The organism is Bacillus sp. 103mf, from assembly GCF_900116295.1.
GTDB lineage: Bacteria > Bacillota > Bacilli > Bacillales > Bacillaceae_G > Bacillus_A > Bacillus_A bruguierae.
This window is the reverse complement of the sequence record NZ_FPAF01000003.1, coordinates 193,182-217,999: the sequence shown is the minus strand read 5'-3', so window position 1 is coordinate 217,999 and position 24,818 is coordinate 193,182. Positions and strand designations below refer to the sequence as shown.

The window sequence follows — 24,818 nt, the reverse complement described above, 5'->3', positions numbered from 1 at the left end:
TCCTTCTTACTTATCCGCCGATATATCGGCGGAAATGGTACTTTTATCGGCGCTTTTTACAATATATCGACCGTTTCTTAAAATATATCGGCGATTCGACACAATATAAAGATTTTCCAGCAATATTCGACATGAAAAATAGTCTAGTCTCTAAAGCTCGGTCTTTTAGAACAAGTGAATGTTTTGCTTTTTGCACTCTTCGCGCATTTCATCTGGCCACACTGAAGACTGCACTTCACCAATATGTGCTTTACGTAAAAAGTACATGCACATTCTTGATTGTCCAATGCCACCACCAAGTGTTAACGGCAGTACATCTTCTAAAATTCCTTTATGGAAATCGTATTCACGTTTGAAGTCTTCCCCTGTTATTGTTAATTGTTCATCAAGAGATTTGCTGTCAACGCGAATGCCCATCGATGATAACTCAAATGAAGACTGCAATACTGGATGCCAGAATAAAATATCTCCGTTCAATTTCCAATCATCATAGTCCGATGCGCGTCCATCATGTTTTTCCCCAGAGCAAAGCGCCCCGCCAATCCCGCTAATAAAGACGGCACCGTGTTCTTTCGCAATCGCATGCTCACGATCCTTCGGTGTTAATTCTGGGTATTTATCCTCAAGCTCTTGTGATGTGATAAATACGATATCTTCTGGTAAATACTTACCAAGGAACGGATATTTTTCAAACAAATAGCTCTCTAAATCTTTGAATATTCCGTAAATTATCCGTACTGTTTCTTGTAAATAATCTACTGTACGCCATTCTTTTTGAATAATTTTTTCCCAATCCCATTGATCCACGTAAATAGAATGCGTTGCATCCAATTCTTCATCGCGGCGAATTGCGTTCATGTTTGTATATAACCCTTCACCAGCTTCATATCCATATTCATGCAAAGCGAATCGTTTCCATTTTGCTAGTGAATGTACAATTTCTAACTCTTCTCCTGAATGCAGCATATCAAATTCAATTGGGCGCTCCACACCGTTTAAATGATCGTTTAATCCTGATTTTTTCGTTACAAATAATGGTGCAGATACACGGAATAACCCAAGACGTTTTGATAATTGCTCTTCAAAAAATGTTTTAACTTCCTTAATTGCGATTTGTGTTTCTCTTACTGTCATTAATGTTTGATACATGATGTTTTCCTCCTAAAATGTTTTGATGTAATGAGGAAAGAAACCAATAAAAAAAGCCCTTCTTTCCCAAAAAACTGGGACGAAAGACTTTGGTTCCGCGGTACCACCCAAATTAGCAACAGAGGTTGCTCACTTATCAGTACGGAGATTAGAGATAACTCGATACTGTTCTTCTTGTAACGGCGAAGTTCCCGGCTAAGTCTACTTTCCTAAAAAGGATTTCGGTTAGCGACTCCAGGAGGTTCTTCATAACAGGCTTCGTATCAGGCTCACACCATCCCTGACTCGCTTGGACTACGTCCTATTACTACTCTTCCTTTCACAGTCATTTTACTGTCACATCTCTGAAACATTTTATTAAAGTTTATTCTATACAAAAAAATAAGAAAGTCAACAAAAATTTTTAAAATATTTTTCAATTCTTTATTTTGTGTATTCACAAAATAACATGTGTCACACTTCAACAAATTATCGTGTCTTATTAATAAAGACTAAATATAAAGGAGGATCTCCATGAGTAATTTAACAAATAAAGTTCCTGAATGGTTATACATATTTGTATTTTGCACTGCTGGGATCAGTGTCGTTTCTCAAGGATTCATCATGATTCCAATCGAAAGTCAACTTATATTCTATTTTCAAATTCCTAAAAATGTTGCCTATCTCTCAAGCAGCATATTTTCCATTTTCTACGCCATTGGATTCTTAATTTTCGCTCCTCTATCCAATCGATTTGGGAAGAAAAATATATTAGTTCTCGGTCTATTCGCTTTGTCCTTTTGTACGCTGACGATTAGCTTTTGCAAAGTATACAACTTATTTTTGTTTCTTAGAGCTTTGCAAGGACTAGTAGCAGCTACGTTTACGCCTTTAGCGCTTGCATATGCATTCGAATTGTTTATTCCAGAGCGTCAAGGCTATGTTATTGGGATTTTAAGCACAGTATTTACCATGTCTAGCCTATTAGGACAAATACTCAGTAATTGGTTTATATCTCAATACGCTTTTCCTAGTCTTTTTTATTTTTTCGCTTTCATTCATCTTTTATGTGGGGCAATTTTATATTTCATTCTGCCTGCATCTATCAAAAGTAATCGTCCATTATCTATGGCATACTGGTTTGATATGTTTACATTATTTCGAAATCGTTACATGGCAATTTGTCTTGCGATTACCTTTACGCAGTTTCTTTCATTCGTTGCCATTTATAGTTCTTTACATCACTTATTAATCCAAATGTATCACCTTACAAGTCATGAAATTTTGCTCTTTCAATGCCTTGGCATAATCGGAATGTCTATTTCTCCTTTTATGAATAACTTTATTACACGTACGAAAGCCCCAAGAATGATGACATTAGGACTTATAATCACGTGCACAGGAGTACTTTTGTTCTTGAAATGGGATCATATTTATTTTCTCTCTATCACTACAATCCTATTTGGGGCAGGAATTTCAATCGTACTACCTTCTATCATTTTTCATATTGGACAAATAAGCGGGAAGGAAAAAGGAGTTGCAATGGCACTTTATACATTTACTTTATTTTTAGGATCTAGTATAGGCCCGTATATCGGGACAAAAATGATGTTTAAATATGTTGTACTTACTATTTTCTCTATCTTATTTTTGTCTATCCTAACATCACTTTTTTTACGAAAAAAGCAACACCATTTCTGCGAAAAGATACCAGTTAATCAAAATGATTAGTTTGCAAACAATATAAATAAGAGTTGCTCTAACAGTTCTCTCACAACTTTTAGAACAACTCTACGCCCTTAACGTTGTATAATAACGCGCCCCAGCTTATCAGGATTTACAACATAAAAAATTTGTTCAATCTGATTCGTATTTTGCTTCCAAGCAAAACTGAAGACACCGACGACCTCTTCATCTTTTAATATGAGAACGCCTGGCTCATTGTTTACTATGACTGCTTGTGCTTTTTTTCCTATGAAAAATTTTGTAGCAATTGCAGATAACAAACTCAGCACGCGCTCTTTACTAATAATTTGATTAATAGCTGTAACAACATTCCCTCCTCCATCTGCAATAAGGGTTACATCGCTAGTAAGAATCGCTGAAATTTCTTGAACGTTGCCTCTCGATAAGGCAAAAATAAACTTATGAATTTGCTCTTGTTGAATTTCGTATGATGTAGAATTTTCATCAAAAGATACATTCATTTTCTTCTTCGCACGGCTAAACACTTTACGGCAATTCATCTCCGTTATATGGAGTAAGTCTGCGATTTCACTATGTTTTAAATCTAACGCTTCTTTTAGAACATAAACCGCTCGCTCTGTGGCCGAGAGTTTTTCCATAAGAACAACAAATGTATAATGTAGTTGGTCATCTTGCATGATTTCCTCTGAAGGATCCCATTTCATGTCCTGTACAATCGGCTCTGGCAGCCACGTACCAACATAAGTTTCTCTTTTTTTTCGGCTTGATTACAATTCATTAATACAACGATTTACAACCATTCTACTTATATACGACTTTATATTGTTAATATCGGTTAAGTGAATCTCATTCATCTGTAGCTTTAGAAATGTATCTTGAACAATATCTTCAGCATCACTTATCGATCCAAGCATTTTATATGCAATAGCAATAAAATAAGATTTGTATGCTATATACAATTTATTTATGTCTAAATGATGTTCTTCCACCTTACCCCTCCTCGAAGCTAACTCACCCAAATTTTAGCATTATATACAACCACAAATACCCTAGAAAAAATTTCCTAGGGCCTACCTATGCAAATTTCTCAAAAGATATTTTAAAAAAATAATATTTATAACAAAATTACTAACTGGATGAATCTGTTTTGATTTTTTTATTACACGTGGCAGACAAGGGGGCTGACCGCCTTGGTGCATGACCAGACGCTCTCGCTTACCTAACAATTTGTATATAATAATAGATTCTACAAATGATATTGAAACCCTTTAAACCAAAAAGGATGAATGGGCTCCCACCCATATTCTTTTCGAGCTTTAGTATTAGAAGCGCCGCGCTCACCACGATTACTACTAACTTGAAAAGAAGGCTCAGGTGCACCGATGGCAGAAGCATAAACAGGCAACCAAACATGTCCTGGTGCAGGATGGTCATCGACAATATTGACCGGACCAGATGGCCAATCTAGTGCCAGTAGTGCTGCTCTTGCTGCATCGTCTACATGTAGAAAAGAAGCTACACCATCAGTTGCTGCCATTTCTTGTCGTCGTACTTGATTCGCAATCATTCCATCTATTGCATACCAAGTTCCCGGACCATAGAGCGTTCCGTAACGAAGAATCACAAATTCCGGCATTTGAGACACCTTTTCTTCTAACGTCATAATACCTTCTATCGTCGTTTTTCGCGGAAACGGTGCTGTAATGTCTAACATGTCTTCTTCTGTAGCAGGTCCCTCTCCCGGATCATATGCCCATGAAATGCTTTGTGCAATCATTCGACGAACTCCTGCTGATTTTGCAGCATCTACAAGATTTTCTGTCCCCTCCATTCGCATCTTTGCATTATCTACCGAACTCCCTCCACTTAACGATGTAAGTTGATGAATCACTACATCTGGCTGACTATTTTGCAATGCAGTGAATACAGCATCTCGATCAAATGCATCGGCCACCACGGGCTTTGCACCCAATTTTGTAATTGTGCTTGCCTTTGATTCATCACGAATCATTCCGAACACATCGTGGCCCTCCTGTACTAACAAAGGAATTAAAGAGCGTCCGATTACACCAGTTGCTCCGGCAAGAAAAATTTTCATTTCTATTCCTCCCTAATACGTTTTTTAAAATTTAATAATTCGGCACCTTTAGAATGAAAAAACGACTATAAAATGTACTCTTTTTTTCACGTCCATATTTAAGACAAATTGATCATGTAATGTGTGACATAACTATAAAGTGAAACTTCCGTCAGTGGGAGTTTTCTTCATCCCCCACTGACGGTTAGTTGAACCAATCGGGCTTTTACGGGCAGTTATCCCCCACCTATCTTCCTCGTTTCTCTCTGAATCTTGAGGTGGGGGTCTTACTGCCCGTTAATGCGGGATAAATATAATCACAAAATTTTTCATATCTCGAACTTTTTTCTTTTTATGCAACGCGAAACTAAAATATAACAATTCATATATTTTTTTTAAAAAACAATACTTAAATGTTTGTCACACCCAAATACATATATTAATCCTTATATAGTTAAATTTATAACTATTCTTTTATTCTTGTAGAAGTAGTTTTTTAAAATATCAGCAAAAATTAAAAGAGTCCTAACTGTGAAGGACTCTTTTTTCTAATTTAAAAGATTTCTATTAGCGGGATGAACCTGAGGATTTTGCGCATTACTGTCCGTATTATGATATACTATTATATCCTGCTGTTCATTTTGATGAGCAACTGTCGGAAAGGAAAAAGTCATAAATTAGAATTTTATTTCAGAGATTTATTGACTACTGTGGAAACAGATTTGCTATACAATAATAACGGAGTGATTATATGAGTAAAGGTAAAGGTAAAGGTGGAACAGGTAGAGGAACAGGCAGTAAGGGCTGGAACCGATGGAAAGCCAGTGCCAACAAAAAGAAGAGTGCCAAACCTTATACAAGCAAAGGTGTTAAAAAAGCAGGTGGCGCAAAGACAAATAGTAATACAGGTGACAAATCCGAAAGATAGGGAGGACTGCTATTTCCGCTTGGTATCTTTCGTGTAAGTGTAAGATAGATGTTGTGTGGGTTTATTTTGCGAAGAAAAGCAAAGATTTAAAACAACAAAACAAGTGATACACTGCCATCGCTCCTATTTTCCAAGCCGGACTTGTGTATCTGGAACGACCGTATGTGAAAGATGTTTGCATTAGACATTTTGCTGGATTCTATAGTTATAAATGGGCGTATATGAAACAGTAAAAGTGATATACAAAAAGATGTTTGCCACAAATAAGCAAACATCTTTTTCTTTTACCGTACTTTATCCACTTAATCGTCTTCAGTCAATCGCTTCACTTCAAAATACAACACTTGAATAAATTTCTTCGTATTAATTCGTGTATGACCAGTCGATGATAATGATTCGTTTGTTAACTCTGTCATTCGTTTACGCACAATTGTAAAATCAAAAAATTTTGGAGCATAGCTTTCAAATTTGGGATTCGAAAAATCTGTTAAGCCAAGAGAAGCTAAGTGATTAAGCGATTGATAAATTGCTCGGCGCACCCTTTGTTCTGAAGCTTTTCTCTCTTTATCAATCTCACCTTCCGAAGCCATTTCACCTAACTTTTTGACCGTAATATGTTGAAAAATATCTTTTAATACTGGAAAACCGTGTTCAAAGGTTTCCTTCTTTTCATATTGATATAAGTATTCCAGCATACTTAGTAAATCTTTACTTCCGTTCTCCCCAGCAATCCCTAGTTCCGCTAATAAAAAATGGCCAGAATCAGCAATTTTTTTCTCTTCTAGCCCTGATTCAATACGCCCTTTTGGTTGTTCCCATTGAAATACATTGTTTAGTGATTTTTGAATATCTTGAATAGACCGTTCCAGACGAATACGCTCTATCACTTTTCGCACAACAGATACAACTTCAATTTTATTGAGAGGTTTTGTAATATAATATTCAACACCAAGGGAATAAGCTTCACCAATTAATTGTTTTGATTCTACTTGAGAAATCATAACCACTTTCCCCGCAAACGACGGGACGATGTGCCGAACCGTTTCAATTCCGTCGCGAATTGGCATTAATAAGTCAATAAATAATATATCTACTTTTTTAAAATTTAATTTTTCCCCTTCTACAAAAGCCCCATCTTCTTCTTCTCCAACTACTTCTCCAAGGTCTTCATCTTCAATAATTTGCGCTAACATAGAACGAAATACTTCGTCATCATCTACGATGTAATAAAACATAGACTCATCCTTCCTTAGTCAGGCTAGATTCCGGCAACCGTACAATAAATTTGCAGCCTCTTTCAGCGTCTCTGTCTTGTAGTATAACCTCTCCCCCAAGTTCCGTCACCATCTCTTTTATATAAGATAAGCCAATTCCTGTTGACGGTGTTCCAGTTTGGTCATATTTTGAAGTAAAACCAGGCTTAAATACTAGCTCCTTATATTTCCCCGAAATACCCGGACCATCATCTATTACTTCAAACGTGACAACCGCTCCTTGCTTCTTAACATGAATTGTAATTGTACCAACGCGATCAATCGCTTCTACAGCATTTGCAACTAAATTATTTAAAATCGACAAAACGGTATATACATGATATTGCGTATGTTCCCCTTCTATCTGTTTAGAAAATACGATTTCCTTTTGTAATAACTGTGCGTATTTCTCGTTAATTCTTATAATCATTTCCGCCAGTTCATTTCCATTTATATATTCCGAAAGATTTTTATCTAAAAGAAGTTTAGATAACCCTGCAAAAATTCTTTGGTTATCTTTTTTTATTTCGTGTACCTCTCCTGCAATTTTCAGCGCGTTCTTACTATACAGCTCTATATCACTTCCAGCACTTTCTTGCTGCTGTAAATTCCGATATAATTGGTATGCTTCTTGTGTGATCCTTTCAGCATCTTGCAGCGTTTTCTTCAAATGAACAGATTCTACATACAAGTTAGAAAGATGCATAAACATCTTTTCATTTTCTTTCCGAACCTGCGCTTCTTTTAATTTTGTCTCATATAAACTCATCATATTTAAAAAACCGAGCGCAAAAAAACTACGGAAAGTAGCAATAATAATAATTTTATTGACTTCTGAAACTGTAATCATCGTGCTCAACACAAAAATATGATAAAAAGCAAGTTCGGCCATACTTGAAATAATTTCAATCGTAATGCCAAAACATCCGATTAAAAATGGTTTTTGATGAAATTGATTTACTTTGCATATTGAAAAAAGACTTCCATATACGAAATAATAAAAGAAGACTGGATAACGCATACAAAAGGAGTCTGAAAAATGAAAAGAACCTTGCAGCATCCAGTCAAGGCCAATTCGAAATATTACTACAGATGCCCCAACAAGAATTCCTGCTATAGCAGCTGGAATTTTTCTTAAAAATAATAGTAAAAAGAAGAAAATCGGTGTTCCAAAGCTAACACGAAACGTATCATTAAATGGATGAAAGTTCAATTCTCCAGCTACTGGAACAATCAAAATTAAAATAATTAAAAGTGAAATATCTTTTTTCCACAATTGATGCCAGTTCAAACACGTCACTTCCCATTATCTAGTATTGAAACATAATAAGGAAAGCCCGCTTATTATATAAACGGGCTTTATTCCTATACTGTTACCTTTTCAACTGCTTTTATTTGACGATAAACAGGTTGCCACATTGCATCTTTTACAGCCTTCCTGATATCGTTATCACTTAATACCTCACGAGCAACACCTTCAGCAACTGCCGCTTTTGCTACTTCAAGAGCAACAATCTCTGAAATATTACGCAGCTCTTCTACTTCTGGAAGAATTGGTGCACCAGGTTGACTTGTATCTACCATACTCGCTACCGCTTCTGCTGCCGCTGCAAACATGCCATCTGTCATTACACGAGCACGAACAACATTTGTACCAAGACCAAGACCTGGGAAGATAAGTGCATTGTTAGATTGCCCAATTATATAAGTAACTCCATTATATGTAACTGGATCGAACGGACTACCAGTTGCAACAAGCGCTCGCCCTTCTGTCCAAGAAATTAAATCGGCTGGTTTCGCTTCCGCAAGAGGCGTTGGATTAGACATTGGTAAAATAATTGGTCGTTCCACATGTGCTGCCATTTCTTTTACTATTGCTTCTGTAAATGCACCAGCAACTGTTGACGTCCCGATTAAAATAGTTGGTTGTACATGTTTTACAACTTCAGCAAGACCAATCATTTCTGATTGCTGCCATTGTTGGACTTCAGACTTTTCACGTGCATAAGGACGTTGGAAATCAAGAAGATCATCCATATTATCAGTAAGTAAACCATTACGGTCAATACACCAAAAACGGCGGTTTGCTTCATCCTTTGATAAACCTAAGCGCACCATTGCATCACGTACTTGATCTGCAATTCCAACTCCAGCAGTACCCGCACCAAAGACTACAACGCGATGTTCACAAAGTGGAATACCTGAAGCCTTCACAGCTGATAACACAGCTGCCAGTGAAACAGCCCCAGTTCCTTGTATATCATCGTTAAATGTACATACGCTATCGCGATATTTGTCTAAAATTTTACGTGCATTACGTGTACTAAAATCTTCCCAGTGCAGCAATGCATTCGGAAACTTATTACATACAGCTTTTACAAACAAATCAATAAATGTATCATACGCTTCTCCCGTTACACGTGGATGGCGATTTCCGATATAAAACGGATTATTTAATAAATCTTCATTGTTTGTACCAACATCTAAAATAACCGGTAATACACGACTTGGATCAATACCAACTGCTGCTGTATAAACAGCTAGTTTTCCAATGGCAATATTAATACCACCTACACCCCAGTCTCCAATTCCTAAAATACCTTCACCGTCTGTTACAACGACTAAATCAATATTTTCTGCAGTTGCACCAATGTTAGAAAATGCTTCCTCAATACCATTTGGATCATTAACTGATAAATACACCCCACGTGGTTTACGATACTCATGACTATATCTTTGAATCGCCACACCAACAGTTGGCGTATATACAATCGGAAGCATTTCTCGTAAATGATTTGTAAGCAAACGATAAAATAACACTTCATTACGATCATGCAGTGCTGTTAAGTATACGTTTTTTAATAAGTCATCCGGCTGTGAACAAAACTGTTCATATGCACGGCGTGCTTGTTCGTCCAATGTTAATACAGCTGGTGGTAATAATCCTTTCAGCCCTAGTTCTTCCCTTTCTTCTGTTGTGAAAGCAACGCCTTTATTTAAAAGTGGTGTTGCTAATACTTCCCTTCCTCGTAATGTCGTTTCTAAAGTTCCATCCGAGGAAACTGTAAATTTACTCATAAAATCCCTACCCTTATTTATATATATAACATTTCTATATTGTAAACAAAAAAAGGGGGAAAGTCCCCCCCTTTTTTTAATTTTTCTTTAAAAGAGATGCTCCCGCAATTCCAGGGTGCGTCATTTCATACGGATCTAAAATCAAATCTAATTCTTCTTCTGATAATACACCGGTTTTCAGGCACAGCTCTCTGACAGATTGGCCAGTTGCAATTGCTTCTTTTGCAACGCGAGCTGCTGCTTCGTATCCGATATGTGGATTCACAGCTGTAATAATACCAACGCTTTGCTCAACATACTCTTTTAAGTGCTCTTCATTTGCTTCAATCCCTTTTAAGCAATTATCTGTAAAAGCACGGAAGCCGTTATTCATAATACTGATGGATTGAAGTAAGTTAAATACAAGCACCGGTTCCATTACATTTAGCTCTAATTGGCCTGCTTCTGAAGCAAGACAAATTGTATGGTCGTTCCCAATTACTTGGAACGCAATTTGGTTAATCACTTCTGGCATTACAGGATTTACTTTCCCTGGCATAATAGAAGAACCAGGTTGACGAGCTGGAAGCATAATTTCACCTAACCCAACACGTGGACCAGATGCCATTAAGCGTAAGTCATTTGCAATTTTTGACATATTCATCATACACACTTTCAGTGCAGCTGATACTTCTGTATATGCATCTGTATTTTGCGTTGCATCTACTAAATCCTCTGCTCCAACAAGAGGCAACTTACTAATAGCCGCCAAATGTTTTACTACAGCCTCAATGTACTGCGGATCTGCATTTAATCCTGTACCAACAGCTGTTGCTCCCATATTCACTTCATATAAGTGTTGACGAGATTTCTCGATGCGTTTTATATCGCGTCCAAGCACGCGAGCGTATGCTTTAAACTCTTGTCCAAGACGAATTGGTACAGCATCTTGTAAATGCGTACGTCCCATTTTAATAATATGATCGAATTGTTCTGCTTTTAATTCAAAGATATCACGCATATATCCCATCGTTTGTAATAATTCTTCTAACAAGTTTAACGTCGCAATATGAATTGCAGTCGGGAATGCATCATTTGTTGATTGTGCCATATTCACATGGCTATTTGGACTAATGTAATGATAGTCCCCTTTTTCCATTTCTAATAATTCAAGAGCACGATTGGCAATAACTTCATTTGCATTCATATTCATAGAAGTTCCAGCTCCGCCTTGAATCGGATCAACGATAAAATGCTCGTGCCATTTCCCTTCAAGAATCTCTTGTGCTGCTTCCGCAATTGCTGTACCTTTTTTTAGTTCTAATCGCCCAACATCTGTATTTGCAAGCGCCGCCGCTTTTTTTACAATCGCAAATGCTTTAATTAATCCTTCATGAATTTTATAACCTGTAATCGGAAAGTTTTCGACCGCACGCATTGTTTGAACACCATAATATGCATGCATTGGTACTTCTTTCTCACCTAAAAAATCTTTTTCAATTCGCACATCTTTTGTAGCTTCAGTTATTGCTGCCATATATGTTCACTCCTCAACTTATTTTTCTCCACATTCATATGTAACCATTCTCCTACCTCAAATTTTATAAGAAATAAAAAATGAAGCGAGAGATATACTATTTGTGATAAATCAATTCGTTTCACGAATAATCAGCGAGAGATAAAAAACCTCTCACTGATTAAGCTTTTAATTTATGCTGCTTTTGTTTGATTTACAGTTTCTACATACTGTTTTGCTTTCGCTTGATCAAATTCGCCTTCCCATTTTGACATGACAATCGCTGCTAATGCGTTCCCTAATACATTGACAGACGAGCGAATCATATCTAAAATGCGGTCAATACCAGCAATTAAAGCAATTCCTTCTAATGGAAGTCCCATCGAACCTAATGTTGCCAATACGACAACAAAGGAAGCACCAGGAACACCAGCCATTCCTTTAGACGTTAACATTAAAACAAATAACAATGTAACTTGTTCTGTTAGTGACATGTGTATACCGTACATTTGCGCCACAAATAGCGATGCTAACGCTTGATAAATAGCTGATCCAGTTAAGTTAAATGTGTAACCAGTAGGTATTACGAAAGAAGCTACGGCCTTCGGACAACCGAACTCTTCCATTTTTCTCATAATATTTGGTAAAACGGCTTCTGAACTTGCTGTTGTAAAAGACAAAATCAATTCTTCTTTTAAAACTTTCATTAAGGTGAAAATGTTTACTCCCACCATTTTTGCATTTATACCTAGTACAACAATAACAAATAACACAACTGTTACATAAACTGCGACCACTAATTTCCCTAACGGAAGCAGTGTAGCCACTCCAAATTTTGCAACCGTAACAGCAATTAGTGCAAATACACCAACCGGAGCAAATTTCATGACTTGATTTGTCACCCAAAACATTGCTTCTAAGACACCTTCAAAGAAATGAAAGACTGGCTTTCCTTTTTCTCCGATTGCAGCAACCCCTAAACCAAATAACACTGAGAAGAAAATAATTGGTAATAAGTCTCCTTGTGCAATTGATTCAAATACGTTTTTTGGTACAATATGAACAATTGTTTCTGCAAAACCTTTTTTCTGCGTTGCATCAGCTGTTGCTTTGTATGCTGAAATATCACCTTGCTGTAAATGGCTCATATCAACGCCCGTTCCTGGGTGGAACACGTTTGCTGCTATTAATCCCATTAAAATAGCAATCGTCGTAATAATTTCAAAATAAAGGATTGTCTTTCCGCCTAATTTACCGAGCTTCTTCATATCGCCCACACCAGCTACCGCTACAATAAGTGCAGAAATAACAATTGGAACAACAATCATTTTAATTAAATGAATAAAAATATCTCCAAGCGGTGTAATATAGGAAATAGCTGTTTTATTCCCATAAAAGATTGCCCCTACTACAATCCCTAAAATGAGCGCTACAAAAATTTGTGTAGCTAATCCGAATTTTTTCATGTATTTTCATCCCCTCCATGCGAACGCTTTCAATTTGTATGTATAAAAGCTTACCCACATGATATAGGTGAACCTACAGAATCAGACAAAAAACTACAAGTTTGTCACAAAACTTTCGAATTTCCCCCTTAAAATGTTCATTGTTGTTCTTCTTTAGTATACAATTGAAACATAGAATTGTTAAAACATCAGATTATTTTGTATAATCTAAAAAGCACACCTATTAAACAATGAAACGAAAAGGAGGAGATATTATGAAAAGATATACAATAACTTTCATTATAAACCTTTCTTTTCCGTTTCATTTTCTCGTAAAGGAGCAAAGGCATTCGCCTTCGCTCTTTTTTTATTGTCATTTTTAAAAGGAGGAGTAATGATGAAATTGTATCAGCGGGTCTTAATCAAACTAAGCGGCGGCGCTCTAGCCGATCATGATGGAAACAGTTTTAGTTCCAATCATTTAGAGCACATCGCAACTGAAATTTTATCTATTATCGATTTGGGAATTGAAGTTTCTATTGTCGTGGGTGGAGGTAACATTTTTAAAGGGAATTTAGCTGAGGACTGGGGAATTGACCGGGTAGAGGCAGACAATATAGGTACATTAGGCACAATTATTAATAGCTTAATGTTACGCGGTGTACTAAAAAGTAAAACAGATAAAGAAGTTCGCGTCATGACATCTATTCCTATTACTACTGTTGCCGAACCCTACATTCATTTACGAGCTATGCATCATTTAGATAAAGGATACATTGTTATTTTTGGAGGCGGCAATGGCCAGCCTTTTGTTACAACAGATTATCCAAGTGTACAACGGGCAATCGAAATGAATAGCGACGCAATTTTAGTTGCAAAACAAGGTGTAGATGGTGTCTTCACAAGTGACCCCAAGCGAAATAAATCAGCAAAAATGTATCACCATTTAAACTATAACGACGTCGTCAAAAACAATATAAAAGTGATGGACCAATCAGCTTTACTACTTGCTCGTGACTATCATTTACCCGTCCATATCTTTAACTTTGATGAACAAGGAGTTATGAAAAAAATATGCTTAGGAGAACATATCGGCACTTTAATCAGCCATCAGTTAACAAAGCTTGAGGATGAAAACTAGCATTTTTCAAAACAAAATCCAACTGCAATTATGAACATACAATAAGGTGCAGTGATACACCGCACCTTATACTTTCTATAATAAATCGCTGCTTTGCAGAATACAACATGACCGCTACTTGCTTTCTCCTTTTGTTTTAAACCCTTGCATGTAGCAGAAAAAATCCCTAACCGCTTCCATGCATGACCAAATGCTCTCGTCCCCCTAAAAAAGGGGGTTTTTATGTCGTTTTTAAACTTATATATACAATCACAAATTGGTGAATACAACTACTGGTTCTTCTATATGATTATTGTTTACAACTACATCCGCACAATCCTTTGGTGCATGCTCTTCTATGTACATATGACAAGCCGCATGATATCGTTGTAAAAATATGTTTTCGTTTCTCGAGGAATCATTATAAAGTGAAACTTCCATCAGTGGGGGTTTTTCTTCATCCCCCACTGATGGTTAGCCCACCCAATCGGGCTCTTATGGACAGTTATCTCCCACCTATCTTCTTTGTTTTCTCAGAATCTTGAGGTGGGAGTCTTACTGCCCTAAAGTAGCGGGATAAATAAGAAAAAATGCATCATCACGCCGCATTTTCCCTCATTCATATTTTTGCGCCTATAAATAATAATTAAATATCCCTACTATCTTTTCTTTACACTTATCTAAAAAGGATAAATTGTTTAAAAATGATATCGTCATTTCTTTTGAATCTTGAATATCTTGCGCTAATGCCTGATTGATTTGTTGCAGAATCGGACCATCCTTTATATAGAAATCCATCTCATCATTGATATGAAAGCTACGTGAAGTAAAATTTGTTGTCCCTATAACGATTGTTTCATTATCAAATACCATAGCTTTTCCATGAAACATCCCCTTTTTATATCCATATACAGAAATACCATTCTCGATAGCTTGCCGAATATAAGGATATGCAGCCTCTTTTATAAAAGGAACATCCGGCTTGAAAGACCATAGTATTTTAATGGAAACACCACGCTGCCTTGCTTGAATTAAAGCATTCATAAGTTTTTCATCTTTTGGTATAAAATACGGGGTGGCAATAACAATAGATTGTTTTGCCTGCTTTATTAATTCAATATACTTTTGGATTACATCATGACCATTATAACTAGACATTGTATGTAACGTTTTCCCTGGGACACTCTGTTTAGAAGTACTTGTTATTACTTCAGAAGCATCTCGTTTCCAGTCTATTGCAAACTGTTCTTCTAAATCTCTCACCCCTTCTCCCGTTATTCGTATATGATAATCTCGCCAGTATCCAAATTTCTTTTCTTTTCCTAAATACTCATCTCCTATGTTAAAACCACCACTGTACCCTATTTTCCCATCAATTGTCGTGATTCGGCGGTGATTCCGATGATGTAGCGAATAAAAAAAGAATGGAAATTCAGGTTTTCTACTATATGTAAAATGAACACCGCTTGCTTGTAATTCATTTTTAAATTTTCTTTCGAAAGACAAATCATTAATCAAATCGATTGACAAGTATACTTGTACTCCTTCTTTTGCCTTTTCTTGCAACAACTTCAAAAAAGTATGGCCGCTTTTATCATCTGAAATGATAAAGAAATAGGTGAAAATTGAATGTTTCGCCTCTTTTATATCAGAAAATAGCTGCTGATACAAAGGTTGCCCATCAGCATATAATTGAAAATCACTATAGTGAGGTCCATATTCTTTCGTTTGATTTTTGTTCGCTTCTATTTTTCTGCCCAGTGTAACATCAACATGCATCCAAACAAGCAGAAGAACTAATATAGCAATGATAATAGAAATAATCCGAAGTATTTTTTTCACCGTTTCGTTTTCCTTCCGTACAAAATAATTGTCTCTACATAGTATTTCAACAGAAGTTGCTTTTAATGCTCGTTAAATGCTTCAAATATTGTTTTTCTTTTAGACGGAGACAAATATATTGTACAAGGAACTCATAATGAGGTTTTATATAAAAGCATATCAATATTACAAAAGATACTTTAATTCGCCCATGCACAAAAAGGATACAGCATTCAGCTGTACCCTTTTTGCATCTTTATTAAATAAAATTCCTAGCATCGTTATTACGGCCAAATTTATAAATAGCAATTAAGAAGAAGGAAATTGCAAAGGCGAATAAGATTAAAATGTTTAAATATAAATCTGCGAACTGCGTTCCTTGCTGTAATTTCGTGATTGTATCTAATAACCAACGCTGCGGAAGAAATTCAGCTATTTTTTGGACCGATGTTGGCATAATTTCAAATGGAAAGAAGCATCCCGCAAGCAAACATGTAGGTGTAATAATGATGTTTTGCATTGCGTTTGCAGAAGGTGAATTTTTCGCAAAAGATACAATTGCTAACGATAAACCTATTGCGATTAAGCCAAATATCATCAATACTCCAATCATAACAAGCAAAGGCATATTGGTATCAATATGAAATACATTCGTCATACATAATACTGTTACAACAATTTGTACGATTAAAATAAGCATATTAACAGCAACATTAGATAATATATATTTCCTTCCATCTATCGGTGTTGATAATAATCTGAAATACGTTCTATTCTCTTTTTCTTTCAAAATTACTTCTGAAAAGTTCACCGCTGAAAATAGCATAAACATTATGAGATAACCAACTGTTTGATTCGTCATATCTTTATTTTTCGAAGTATCCTTAAGTGTATGAGCTGTTAACTTGAACGAATTTTTTTGATAGCTTGCATACATCTTGTCAAACTTGCTTTGATCATCTTGAGCTACTTTACTTATTGCCGTTATATTATCAATATAATTATACAAATAAGATTTTATAAAACCTGTGATTTGTACACCTTTAATGGAGGAGATTTCAATGTGACTCGGCTTGCCATCTCGAGTACTTTGCGAAAAACCTGAATCTAACGTAATGACTGCATCAAGTTTTTTCGAGGCAAGGTTCTCTTCTATTTCTGATGATTTAATTTTGCTTACTTTTACATGGTCTAATCCTTCTATAAATTTCACAGTATCACTTGCTAAATAATGATTCTCATTATTTACAACTCCAATGCGTAATGTCCCCTGCCCTGTATTTCCATACATCAGAAATGAAATTAATGCTCCTGCTATTGGCAATCCAATAATAAAAAGTAACCCTTTTTTATTTTTCAAAAGTACAGATAATGTTTTTTGTATGAGCCATAAAATATCTTTCATATTATAGCCCCTCCCGTCTACGTAATGCGATAATCGCAAGCAATAAAAACAATGCTGAAATTCCAAGGTTTAAAGAAATTACCGGAAATGCTGCTCCTAAATTATTCGCATAAATAATTTTCATAATCGCTGTATTTGCCCATGTTAATGGCGACATATTTGTCAGCACATTTTCTTCGACTACAAAATATGCCCCTCCAAAAATAGAAGCTAATTGTACAACGACCATAATCATTGCTTTAGCTGTCTCACCTGTTTTCGTAATATAGCCTATCCCTAATCCAAAGCTAATCGCAAGCAATACTTCTGTCAGTAAAATCAGAAAAACTACCCCAAGATGATCGCCCCAATTTGCCTTATAGACAAACTTACTAAAGAAAATAACAAGAAGTAAACAAAGTCCGTTTGTTACAAGACTACCAAATATTTTTCCTAAGAAAATCTCCGCTTTGCTAACCGGCGCAGCAATTAAACGATCTCCCGTTCTTCGTAATCGCTCTCCGCGAATGAGATGACTTGCTCCCATCGCTCCGTACAAGGCAATCATTGTCGTCATCACAACCGCATAATAATCCATAGAACTTGGTTTTTTAGCAGCTTGTAAAGATGTCTCTTTTATATAATCATCATGATTTCCACTTGAAATAACTGTACTAACTTTCTCAGGATCTACTTTCGCAACTTCTACTACTACGTTGTACTTATCGACAAATGTAGTAAGCATCCCCTCAACAATACTTCCTTCAATACTATTTCGATCACTCTCATATAACTTCACACCATCTTGATTCATTTCTACATAGCCAGCATATTTATTTTGTTTCACTTCTTCCTTTCCATCTACATCGGTTGAAACTTTTTTAAAGTGAATTCCCGATTTACTTGTTTCTTTTATAAATGCTTCAAATGATTGTGAAAACTTACTATCCGCTTCATCTTTATATAATACCTGTATATTTTTAATAGAAAGACTGTCACTATTAAATGCATTTGTTAAAGCTGTTCCCAAGATTAGCATAAGCACAACTGGGAATGCTAACATAAAAACTAATGTTCTTATATCTCGAAAATCCCTTTTAATTTGTGTGATAGCAATATTGAAGATATTCAAACGATGAACCTCCTTTTTCTATTTACTATTAATCTTGTTAGTCTCGTAATTTTCTTCCCGTCAACGTCAGAAACACTGTTTCTAAGTTTGGTGCCTGTTCTTCTAATGATCGTATTTCTATATCATGACTAATAAAATATTGAATGATTTTATTTAAATTGTTCACTCCTGTATCGGAATTCACTTTAATTACGTTCTCTTCTATTTGAACAGCCTTAACCCCGCTAATTTCTTTAAGTTGGTTCACATTCATATTTTCAAGCGATTTTACTTCAATCCAAATATCTTTCGTATCAGTAATGATCGCCTTTAACTGTTCTTTCGTTCCTTCTGCAATAATCTTTCCGTGATCAACAATCGCAATTTTTGTACAGATTTCCTCCACTTCTTCCATATAGTGACTTGTATAAATGATTGTGCTCCCCATTTCATTTAACTTTCGAACAGACTGGAGAATGTAGTTCCTTGACTGCGGATCAATCCCTACTGTCGGTTCATCCATAATAATTAACTTCGGACGATGCGCAATAGCGCAAGCAATGTTAAGTCTTCGTTTCATTCCACCGGAAAAGTTCTTTGGATAGCTTTTATGTTTATCACTAAGCCCTACAAATTGAAGGGCTTCTTCTACTCTCGCTTTTAATTCCGCTCCTCGTAAGCCATATAATCCTGCAAAAAACTTTACATTTTCATAGGCTGTTAATTCCTCGTAAATTGCTAAATCTTGCGGGACAATACCGATGTTCATTTTTGTAAAACGGTTATGCTTCTTTATATTTTTTCCTAGTATACAAATCTCACCTTCGTTACTTCGTAACAATCCAGCAATCATATTAATTGTTGTACTTTTACCAGCACCATTTGAACCTAAAAAACCAAATATTTCTCCTTGTTTAATAGCTAAAGACATATTATCTACTGCGATGAAATCCCCAAATTTTTTCGTTAAGTTTTTTATTTCTAATGCGTTCATCATTTCACCCCTGTTTTCGTTTCTATGTTGTTATTATAAGCAAAAAAAATGAACCTGCTCAGTGCAGAAGTTCATTCTTTTCACATGAGAATATTCACTTTTTTCATATGAGATCATTCATCTCACTTATTCTTTATCCCGCATTAACGGGCAGTAGGCTCCCCTCAATATTGGTGGGGGATAACTACCCGTAAAAGCCCGATTGGGCGGGCTTTCCATCAGTGGGAGATGAAAAAACTCCCCACTGATGGAAGTTTCACTTTATTGTATCGGCAGTAGCATTGTTACAGAAAAACCATCGGTTCCATCTACAATAATCTTGCCATTAACGGACGCGGTTCTCTCCTCCATCCCAATAATACCAAGGCCTTTTTTAACAAGAACTCCACCCTTCCCATTATCCTTCACCTGCACCTTAACCATCTTGTTAAGCACATGAATATCGATTGAAATAACCGTCGCATCCGCATATTTCATCGCATTCGTTAATGCCTCTGTAACATTTTCACCGATAATTTTCCACTGGATAGGAGAAATTGTATCCAAATTTCCTTTATATACAAATGGAATTTTTATATTATGCTTGCTCGCAAATTCATCTATGAATAATTTCATACGATGAATCCCCATTTGCTCAGTTGGTGGTTTCATATTTTTAAGGGTAATCCTAATACTTTCAATACCATCTTTAGAAATATGAATCGCATTTTGTAATAACTCCGCAGCTTTGTCCCTATCTATTTCCATTAACCTCTTTGCTGCTTCCATTTGAATAAGCGCACCTGTCATGGAATGGCCAATTTTATCATGAATTTCTTGTGATAATCGATTTCTCTCTTCTAATTTAAATGTGTATTCAGATTGTCTTATGTATTCTTTATTTTCGTTTAAGCTCTTTGTGAGTCGTTGCATATCCTTTCGCATCCTATCATTTTGCATTTCAAACTTTAATAAACGCGCTGTATAAAGAGACGCCATTGTGAAAATAAGAAAACAAAATGTAGCAATTAATCCATATGTCATTCGGACACTTTCATCAGCAAAAACAATAGGAAGAATCATAATTAAAAAAGGCTGCCATTTCTCTTTCACGTAATAAGATACTAGTTCATATAAGTTCAGTGGTAAAAACAAAATGAATAACGGATGAATCTGTCCTGTAAACAAAATTGTAATGCCAGTTGAAATTCCGATTAATATTTTTTTATAAGCATCTTGTTTTAAAATAGAAATTGTCACGTTCACACAAAGATATGAAAGCAAAGCAAATATAACCCACGGTAAGTTTGTAGCACTTGAGTAAATATAACTGAACACAATATATAGGAAGACAATTAATTTACTCATGATTAACCAAAATTCCATATAATTAGTCTACTTTCCCTGTTAAATAGTAAATCGCGATTTGCGTACGATGCTCAAGGCCCGTTTTCCCTAGAATAGACGTAATATAATTTGCAATTGTTCCTTCTGATATGAAGAGCTGCTTTGAAATTTCTTTATTAGAGAAACCCTTTGCAATTAATGCAATAATACTAAGTTCCCTCTCTGTGAAAAGAGTCTTATCTATTTTTGACTCCTCTTCTTTGTTTTCCAGCAAGTTAGACTTAATTTTATCAAGCACTACGTCTTGCATAACAGTTTGCCCGTTATATACTCCTTTTATCGCATCACGAATACGCTCTGGGTCATTATTTTTCAGTAAATAACCTTTCGCTCCATTTTTCACTGCATCTAAAATGTATTCGTCATCATCAAATGTCGTTAAAATAAGCGGCTTTGTTTTTGTTTGTTCACAAATTAATTTCGTTGCTTCCACACCGTTCATATTTGGCATCCGAACATCTAAAAGCGCAATATCCACTTCATGTTTTTTACAATATGCTAAAGCTTCTTGTCCATCATTTACCGTTTCTAACACTTCAAATTCTTCATATGTACTTAAAATAATCTTCATGCCTTCTCTAATAAAAGAGTTATCATCAGCTATTAATATTTTTATTTTCATGTTTGCTAGTATGGAAATTCTCCTACTAACATTCACATCCTTTCTCTATGTAACATTTCCCTATTGCTCATTATATACTTCTCTATACCATTTTTTCACACTTTTTTTGATATAGCCCCTTCTCTGAAAATATATTATTCTTTTTTTACATCATGTGTAGGGGGACTTCTCATTTCTTACGTCTATATAATAGAATGTGTCAAAAAGGAGGGAGAGAACCATTGAGGAAAAACAATTAATTGAAAAAGCACAACAAGGAAGTGAACATGCTTTTCGCATCCTTATAGAAACATATCGCCATTATATTTTTCAAGTTATTTTTGCTATTTTAAGGCATCAAGAAGATGCCCAAGATGTCACACAAGAAGTGTTCGTAAAGATTCACGCTTTTCTACCTAATTATCAATTCCGCGGATTCAAAACGTGGATTACGCGGATTGCTACAAATCATGCCATTGATTATAAGAGAAAGAAAGCAAGGGAAAATGAAGAACTCTCCTTATCCAAAAAAACTCAGGAAGATATAAAATCCTCCCATAATATTGAGGCATTGTTATTGACGAAAGAGCAAAAATTGTTGATTGCTCAAAAACTAAGAGAACTTCCAAAGAATTATCGTGATGTTGTTCTCGCACATTACTTAGAAGAAAAAAGTTATCAAGAAATTGCTGCTCAACAAAATGCTGAAGTCAAAACGGTGGAAATGAAACTTTACAGAGCAAGAAAATGGATTAAAAAACATTGGAAGGAGGAAGATTTTTTATGATGCATTTTTCAAAAGAAGTTTGGTGCAATTATATTTTAGACCTTCTATCAAACAGTGAACGCGAATCTATGGAACAACATCTTTATGAATGTGATCATTGTTTAGCACTTTATATGGAAATTATTGATGAACAAAATGAAAACCTTCCAATGATAAATGATTCTTCATTTACAAATGAAGTTATGGAGCAAATTAACTTTGAAGCCTTAGAGGCTGAAGAAAAAATGAGTAAGAAGCAACCAAGACAAATAAAAAGTACGCTCATTCACTACATAATTGCAACTGCAGCTACGTTAATTTTTATGGCAAGCGGTCTATTCCATTATATTTTCACAGTAACCTCTAGTTTTGAACAATCTTCTAAACAAAGTGGGGTTTCGATTTCAAAACAAATCTTAAACAAAACTATACACACATCAAAAACGAACGGAGGTTCAAAACATGAATAAAAATCCCTTTTTAGCGCTTGTTTTAGGGCTAATTCCTGGGCTCGGACATTTATATTTACAGCGGATTGGGCGTTTTATTATATATAGTGGTTGTTCATTATTACTATTCACTGCTGCGGTAGGGTTTATTATTAACTTTGGGTATGGCGATATAATTTTCCTTATCGTATTTTTATTAGCACTTGTATGGGGAATAAATCTGCTAGACTTACTTATTTCTATAGTGAATCAATCATGGAAAAAAGAGAAAGACCAAACGCAAGAATCAGCACGTGAAAGTGAACGATTTTATATCATTCTCTTATCCATCATACCTGGACTTGGGCATTTTCAATTAGGACTTATGCAGCGCGGGCTTACATTTTTAGTTGCTTGCACAGGACTAGGTAGCATGATTATATTCGTTACACTATTAACAAATCAAGAAAGCTTTCTTATCTTTCTTGCTACTTTACCTGTTCTTTGGATTTATAATTTCTTCGATGTCGTCCAACAACTACAGAAAAAAGAACGCGGTGATATAATAGTCGATCGTACTATTTTCGAAGAATTTGAAGAGCACCGAGAACAAGGAAAGAAAAGCAAAACATTTGCTTCTATTTTAGCTATGTTCCCTGGAGCAGGCCATATGTACTTAGGCTTACAGCGCCGCGGTCTTCAGCTAATGGCAGCTTTTTTACTTGCTATTTATTTGCTCGACTTATTAAGATTATCAGCCTTCTTATTTTTAGTACCTATTATTTGGTTTTATAGCTTTTTTGATACATTACAGCAAACTGCAAAATACGGAAAAGAAGACTTAGAAGACACACCCATTATTGATTATTTTATTAATCATCAAAAATGGCTCGGCATCGGACTTATCGGGTTAGGAGGCTACTATTTATTAGATCAAACACTCCTTCCTATTTTAAACGATTATTTCGCTACTATATTTAACATTCATATTAGCGAATTGTATTATCGCTATTTCCAAACATCTATCGTTGCCCTCCTTTTAATTGGTGGTGGCTTTAAATTATTACTAGGAAATAAAGAAGAAAAAGGTGGTGCGAAAGAATGAGAACATGGCGTGTAGGAACGATATCTATGGGGATTTCAACTATTACATTAGGTTGTTTCTTATTATTTTCAACTATAAAAGGTATACAAGTATTCGATAACATTACAGCATGGTGGCCTATTCTTTTCATTGTACTCGGCATCGAAATTTTACTATATGTTATATTCTCTAAAAAAGAGCAACCTATCATTAAATATGATATTTTTAGTATTTTCTTTATCGGTGTCTTAGGGACAATTGGCATTGCCTTCTATTTCTTATTATCCACTGGATTACTAGAAGAGATTCGTTATTCTATTAACACAACTGAACAAACAAAGAACATCCCAGAAGTGCAGTATGACATACCTGACTCTATTAAAAAAATTGTAGTTAATACAAGTAATGCTCCTCTTACAATAGAAGGAAGCAACAGCAATAAAGTACATTTATTAGGAACATATGAAATGACTATGAAAGAAAATGAAAAAGACAAACTAAAGCAGGACGACTTCATTGCGATTCAAACAGTCGGCGAAACGATGTATGTGACATTAAAACCATTACCCGTTCACCATAAATTCTTCGCTTCACAATCACGAATGACAGCAACACTTGTCCTCCCGCAAAATAAAAACGTGGAAATCCGTGGTTCTGAAAGAGAACTCTCTCTTTACCCAGGTCAATTACAAAATAATTGGTCTGTACAAGAAAGTTCAAGTGTATCTGTTCATCTTGTAAAAGATAGTGATATGACACTATCAGCTGTAACCACTCAAAAGGATTCTCATGGTAGTACACCTTGGGAACATGTAGAAGAACTAACGAAAACAGAAAATAATACTTCAGAGGGGAATCCCGATTCAAATCAGAAAGAACAATGGTATAAAAACACCATAAAAACGGGAAATGGTACACACCAGCTAAACATTCAAAAAACTTATAATATAGACATAAGTGTTCTTGAAAAATAAGAAGCTAAAAAACCCTTCCACATTCATCATGTGGAAGG

23 protein-coding genes and 1 other annotated feature are annotated in these 24,818 nt (G+C 35.5%); of the genes, 8 read left to right on the top strand and 15 right to left on the bottom strand.

All coding sequences use genetic code 11. From position 1 onward, the window contains the following. Window positions 1-165 precede the first annotated feature (165 nt). Window positions 166-1,149 carry an aspartate--ammonia ligase gene (gene asnA, locus BM350_RS10695; RefSeq protein ID WP_090912174.1) on the bottom strand — a complete coding sequence of 328 codons (984 nt, stop codon included), beginning with the start codon at window positions 1,147-1,149 and terminating at the stop codon, window positions 166-168. Between the two features lie 72 nt (window positions 1,150-1,221). Continuing rightward, window positions 1,222-1,481, bottom strand: a binding site (T-box leader). Between the two features lie 181 nt (window positions 1,482-1,662). On the opposite strand from asnA, the gene BM350_RS10685 reads away from it, so the two are divergent. Next, window positions 1,663-2,859: an MFS transporter gene (locus BM350_RS10685; RefSeq protein ID WP_090912176.1), complete on the top strand. Its 1,197-nt coding sequence runs from the start codon at window positions 1,663-1,665 to the stop codon at window positions 2,857-2,859. A 68-nt stretch (window positions 2,860-2,927) separates the two neighbouring features. Here the strand turns inward: BM350_RS10685 and BM350_RS10680 are convergent, their stop codons facing one another. From BM350_RS10680 to BM350_RS10670, 3 genes are all read right to left on the bottom strand, one after another. Continuing rightward, window positions 2,928-3,512: a sigma factor-like helix-turn-helix DNA-binding protein gene (locus tag BM350_RS10680; protein ID WP_170857680.1), complete on the bottom strand. Its 585-nt coding sequence runs from the start codon at window positions 3,510-3,512 to the stop codon at window positions 2,928-2,930. A gap of 90 nt (window positions 3,513-3,602) precedes the next feature. Then, window positions 3,603-3,824, bottom strand: coding sequence for a sigma factor (locus BM350_RS10675; protein WP_090912180.1), 222 nt, complete (start codon window positions 3,822-3,824; stop codon window positions 3,603-3,605). A 257-nt stretch (window positions 3,825-4,081) separates the two neighbouring features. Then, a complete protein-coding gene (locus BM350_RS10670; protein ID WP_090912182.1) occupies window positions 4,082-4,933 on the bottom strand; it encodes an NAD-dependent epimerase/dehydratase family protein in 852 nt (283 codons plus the stop codon). A 730-nt stretch (window positions 4,934-5,663) separates the two neighbouring features. Here BM350_RS10670 and BM350_RS10660 point away from each other — a divergent pair. After that, complete coding sequence (locus tag BM350_RS10660) at window positions 5,664-5,840, top strand: DUF3934 family protein (RefSeq protein ID WP_090912184.1); 177 nt, start codon at window positions 5,664-5,666, stop codon at window positions 5,838-5,840. A gap of 302 nt (window positions 5,841-6,142) precedes the next feature. On the opposite strand, the gene BM350_RS10655 is transcribed toward BM350_RS10660, so the two are convergent. The 5 genes from BM350_RS10655 to BM350_RS10635 all read right to left on the bottom strand — a co-directional run bounded on the left by BM350_RS10655 (window position 6,143) and on the right by BM350_RS10635 (window position 13,132). Continuing rightward, entirely contained in the window at window positions 6,143-7,075 is a 933-nt protein-coding gene (locus BM350_RS10655) for a response regulator (RefSeq protein ID WP_090912186.1), read from the bottom strand. Between the two features lie 4 nt (window positions 7,076-7,079). Further along, window positions 7,080-8,384, bottom strand: a complete 1,305-nt coding sequence (locus tag BM350_RS10650; RefSeq protein WP_280141374.1) for an ATP-binding protein — start codon at window positions 8,382-8,384, stop codon at window positions 7,080-7,082. A 74-nt stretch (window positions 8,385-8,458) separates the two neighbouring features. Further along, window positions 8,459-10,192 carry an oxaloacetate-decarboxylating malate dehydrogenase gene (gene malS, locus BM350_RS10645; protein ID WP_090912191.1) on the bottom strand — a complete coding sequence of 578 codons (1,734 nt, stop codon included), beginning with the start codon at window positions 10,190-10,192 and terminating at the stop codon, window positions 8,459-8,461. Between the two features lie 55 nt (window positions 10,193-10,247). Continuing rightward, window positions 10,248-11,687: an aspartate ammonia-lyase gene (aspA, locus tag BM350_RS10640; RefSeq protein ID WP_090912193.1), complete on the bottom strand. Its 1,440-nt coding sequence runs from the start codon at window positions 11,685-11,687 to the stop codon at window positions 10,248-10,250. A 173-nt stretch (window positions 11,688-11,860) separates the two neighbouring features. Then, window positions 11,861-13,132, bottom strand: coding sequence for a cation:dicarboxylate symporter family transporter (locus BM350_RS10635; RefSeq protein WP_090912195.1), 1,272 nt, complete (start codon window positions 13,130-13,132; stop codon window positions 11,861-11,863). A 376-nt stretch (window positions 13,133-13,508) separates the two neighbouring features. Between BM350_RS10635 and pyrH the strand changes: the two genes are divergently transcribed. Both pyrH and BM350_RS26875 read left to right on the top strand, forming a co-directional pair. After that, window positions 13,509-14,252: a UMP kinase gene (pyrH, locus tag BM350_RS10630; protein ID WP_090912197.1), complete on the top strand. Its 744-nt coding sequence runs from the start codon at window positions 13,509-13,511 to the stop codon at window positions 14,250-14,252. A gap of 222 nt (window positions 14,253-14,474) precedes the next feature. Then, entirely contained in the window at window positions 14,475-14,624 is a 150-nt protein-coding gene (locus tag BM350_RS26875; RefSeq protein ID WP_170857679.1) for a hypothetical protein, read from the top strand. A 240-nt stretch (window positions 14,625-14,864) separates the two neighbouring features. Here the strand turns inward: BM350_RS26875 and BM350_RS10615 are convergent, their stop codons facing one another. The 6 genes from BM350_RS10615 to BM350_RS10590 form a co-directional block, all read right to left on the bottom strand. Beyond that, complete coding sequence (locus BM350_RS10615) at window positions 14,865-16,010, bottom strand: phospholipase D-like domain-containing protein (protein ID WP_244547986.1); 1,146 nt, start codon at window positions 16,008-16,010, stop codon at window positions 14,865-14,867. Window positions 16,011-16,311: 301 nt separating this feature from the next. Next, window positions 16,312-17,457, bottom strand: coding sequence for an ABC transporter permease (locus BM350_RS10610; RefSeq protein WP_090912204.1), 1,146 nt, complete (start codon window positions 17,455-17,457; stop codon window positions 16,312-16,314). Window position 17,458: 1 nt separating this feature from the next. Beyond that, window positions 17,459-18,568 carry an ABC transporter permease gene (locus BM350_RS10605; protein WP_090912206.1) on the bottom strand — a complete coding sequence of 370 codons (1,110 nt, stop codon included), beginning with the start codon at window positions 18,566-18,568 and terminating at the stop codon, window positions 17,459-17,461. A gap of 37 nt (window positions 18,569-18,605) precedes the next feature. Then, the gene (locus tag BM350_RS10600) at window positions 18,606-19,541 is read right to left on the bottom strand and encodes an ABC transporter ATP-binding protein (protein ID WP_090912208.1); all 936 of its coding nucleotides are present in this window, start codon (window positions 19,539-19,541) and stop codon (window positions 18,606-18,608) included. 261 nt (window positions 19,542-19,802) lie between these two features. Further along, window positions 19,803-20,906 carry a sensor histidine kinase gene (locus BM350_RS10595; RefSeq protein ID WP_090912210.1) on the bottom strand — a complete coding sequence of 368 codons (1,104 nt, stop codon included), beginning with the start codon at window positions 20,904-20,906 and terminating at the stop codon, window positions 19,803-19,805. Between the two features lie 4 nt (window positions 20,907-20,910). Next, window positions 20,911-21,549: a response regulator transcription factor gene (locus BM350_RS10590; RefSeq protein ID WP_090912212.1), complete on the bottom strand. Its 639-nt coding sequence runs from the start codon at window positions 21,547-21,549 to the stop codon at window positions 20,911-20,913. Window positions 21,550-21,745: 196 nt separating this feature from the next. Between BM350_RS10590 and BM350_RS10580 the strand changes: the two genes are divergently transcribed. Genes BM350_RS10580 through BM350_RS10565 form a run of 4 tightly spaced genes read left to right on the top strand, consistent with a single transcriptional unit; the run spans window position 21,746 to window position 24,780 of the window. After that, window positions 21,746-22,315 (top strand): RNA polymerase sigma factor, encoded by a 570-nt coding sequence (locus BM350_RS10580; RefSeq protein ID WP_244547972.1) that lies wholly within the window; start codon window positions 21,746-21,748, stop codon window positions 22,313-22,315. Further along, window positions 22,312-22,764 carry a hypothetical protein gene (locus tag BM350_RS10575; protein WP_090912214.1) on the top strand — a complete coding sequence of 151 codons (453 nt, stop codon included), beginning with the start codon at window positions 22,312-22,314 and terminating at the stop codon, window positions 22,762-22,764. The genes BM350_RS10580 and BM350_RS10575 overlap by 4 nt, the downstream gene beginning before the upstream one ends. After that, window positions 22,757-23,827, top strand: a complete 1,071-nt coding sequence (locus tag BM350_RS10570) for a hypothetical protein (RefSeq protein WP_090912216.1) — start codon at window positions 22,757-22,759, stop codon at window positions 23,825-23,827. The genes BM350_RS10575 and BM350_RS10570 overlap by 8 nt, the downstream gene beginning before the upstream one ends. After that, window positions 23,824-24,780, top strand: a complete 957-nt coding sequence (locus BM350_RS10565; protein WP_090912218.1) for a LiaF transmembrane domain-containing protein — start codon at window positions 23,824-23,826, stop codon at window positions 24,778-24,780. The genes BM350_RS10570 and BM350_RS10565 overlap by 4 nt, the downstream gene beginning before the upstream one ends. Window positions 24,781-24,818 lie beyond the last annotated feature (38 nt).

Excerpts from the sequence above, each read along its gene's own strand:
- asnA (WP_090912174.1), bottom strand. The coding sequence starts at position 1,149 with ATGTATCAAACATTAATGACAGTAAGAGAAACACAAATCGCAATTAAG.
- BM350_RS10685 (WP_090912176.1), top strand. The coding sequence starts at position 1,663 with ATGAGTAATTTAACAAATAAAGTTCCTGAATGGTTATACATATTTGTA.
- BM350_RS10680 (WP_170857680.1), bottom strand. The coding sequence starts at position 3,512 with ATGCAAGATGACCAACTACATTATACATTTGTTGTTCTTATGGAAAAA.
- BM350_RS10670 (WP_090912182.1), bottom strand. The coding sequence starts at position 4,933 with ATGAAAATTTTTCTTGCCGGAGCAACTGGTGTAATCGGACGCTCTTTA.
- BM350_RS10660 (WP_090912184.1), top strand. The coding sequence starts at position 5,664 with ATGAGTAAAGGTAAAGGTAAAGGTGGAACAGGTAGAGGAACAGGCAGT.
- BM350_RS10655 (WP_090912186.1), bottom strand. The coding sequence starts at position 7,075 with ATGTTTTATTACATCGTAGATGATGACGAAGTATTTCGTTCTATGTTA.
- aspA (WP_090912193.1), bottom strand. The coding sequence starts at position 11,687 with ATGGCAGCAATAACTGAAGCTACAAAAGATGTGCGAATTGAAAAAGAT.
- BM350_RS10635 (WP_090912195.1), bottom strand. The coding sequence starts at position 13,132 with ATGAAAAAATTCGGATTAGCTACACAAATTTTTGTAGCGCTCATTTTA.
- pyrH (WP_090912197.1), top strand. The coding sequence starts at position 13,509 with ATGAAATTGTATCAGCGGGTCTTAATCAAACTAAGCGGCGGCGCTCTA.
- BM350_RS26875 (WP_170857679.1), top strand. The coding sequence starts at position 14,475 with ATGTCGTTTTTAAACTTATATATACAATCACAAATTGGTGAATACAAC.
- BM350_RS10615 (WP_244547986.1), bottom strand. The coding sequence starts at position 16,010 with ATGCATGTTGATGTTACACTGGGCAGAAAAATAGAAGCGAACAAAAAT.
- BM350_RS10610 (WP_090912204.1), bottom strand. The coding sequence starts at position 17,457 with ATGAAAGATATTTTATGGCTCATACAAAAAACATTATCTGTACTTTTG.
- BM350_RS10600 (WP_090912208.1), bottom strand. The coding sequence starts at position 19,541 with ATGAACGCATTAGAAATAAAAAACTTAACGAAAAAATTTGGGGATTTC.
- BM350_RS10595 (WP_090912210.1), bottom strand. The coding sequence starts at position 20,906 with ATGGAATTTTGGTTAATCATGAGTAAATTAATTGTCTTCCTATATATT.
- BM350_RS10590 (WP_090912212.1), bottom strand. The coding sequence starts at position 21,549 with ATGAAAATAAAAATATTAATAGCTGATGATAACTCTTTTATTAGAGAA.
- BM350_RS10575 (WP_090912214.1), top strand. The coding sequence starts at position 22,312 with ATGATGCATTTTTCAAAAGAAGTTTGGTGCAATTATATTTTAGACCTT.
- BM350_RS10570 (WP_090912216.1), top strand. The coding sequence starts at position 22,757 with ATGAATAAAAATCCCTTTTTAGCGCTTGTTTTAGGGCTAATTCCTGGG.
- BM350_RS10565 (WP_090912218.1), top strand. The coding sequence starts at position 23,824 with ATGAGAACATGGCGTGTAGGAACGATATCTATGGGGATTTCAACTATT.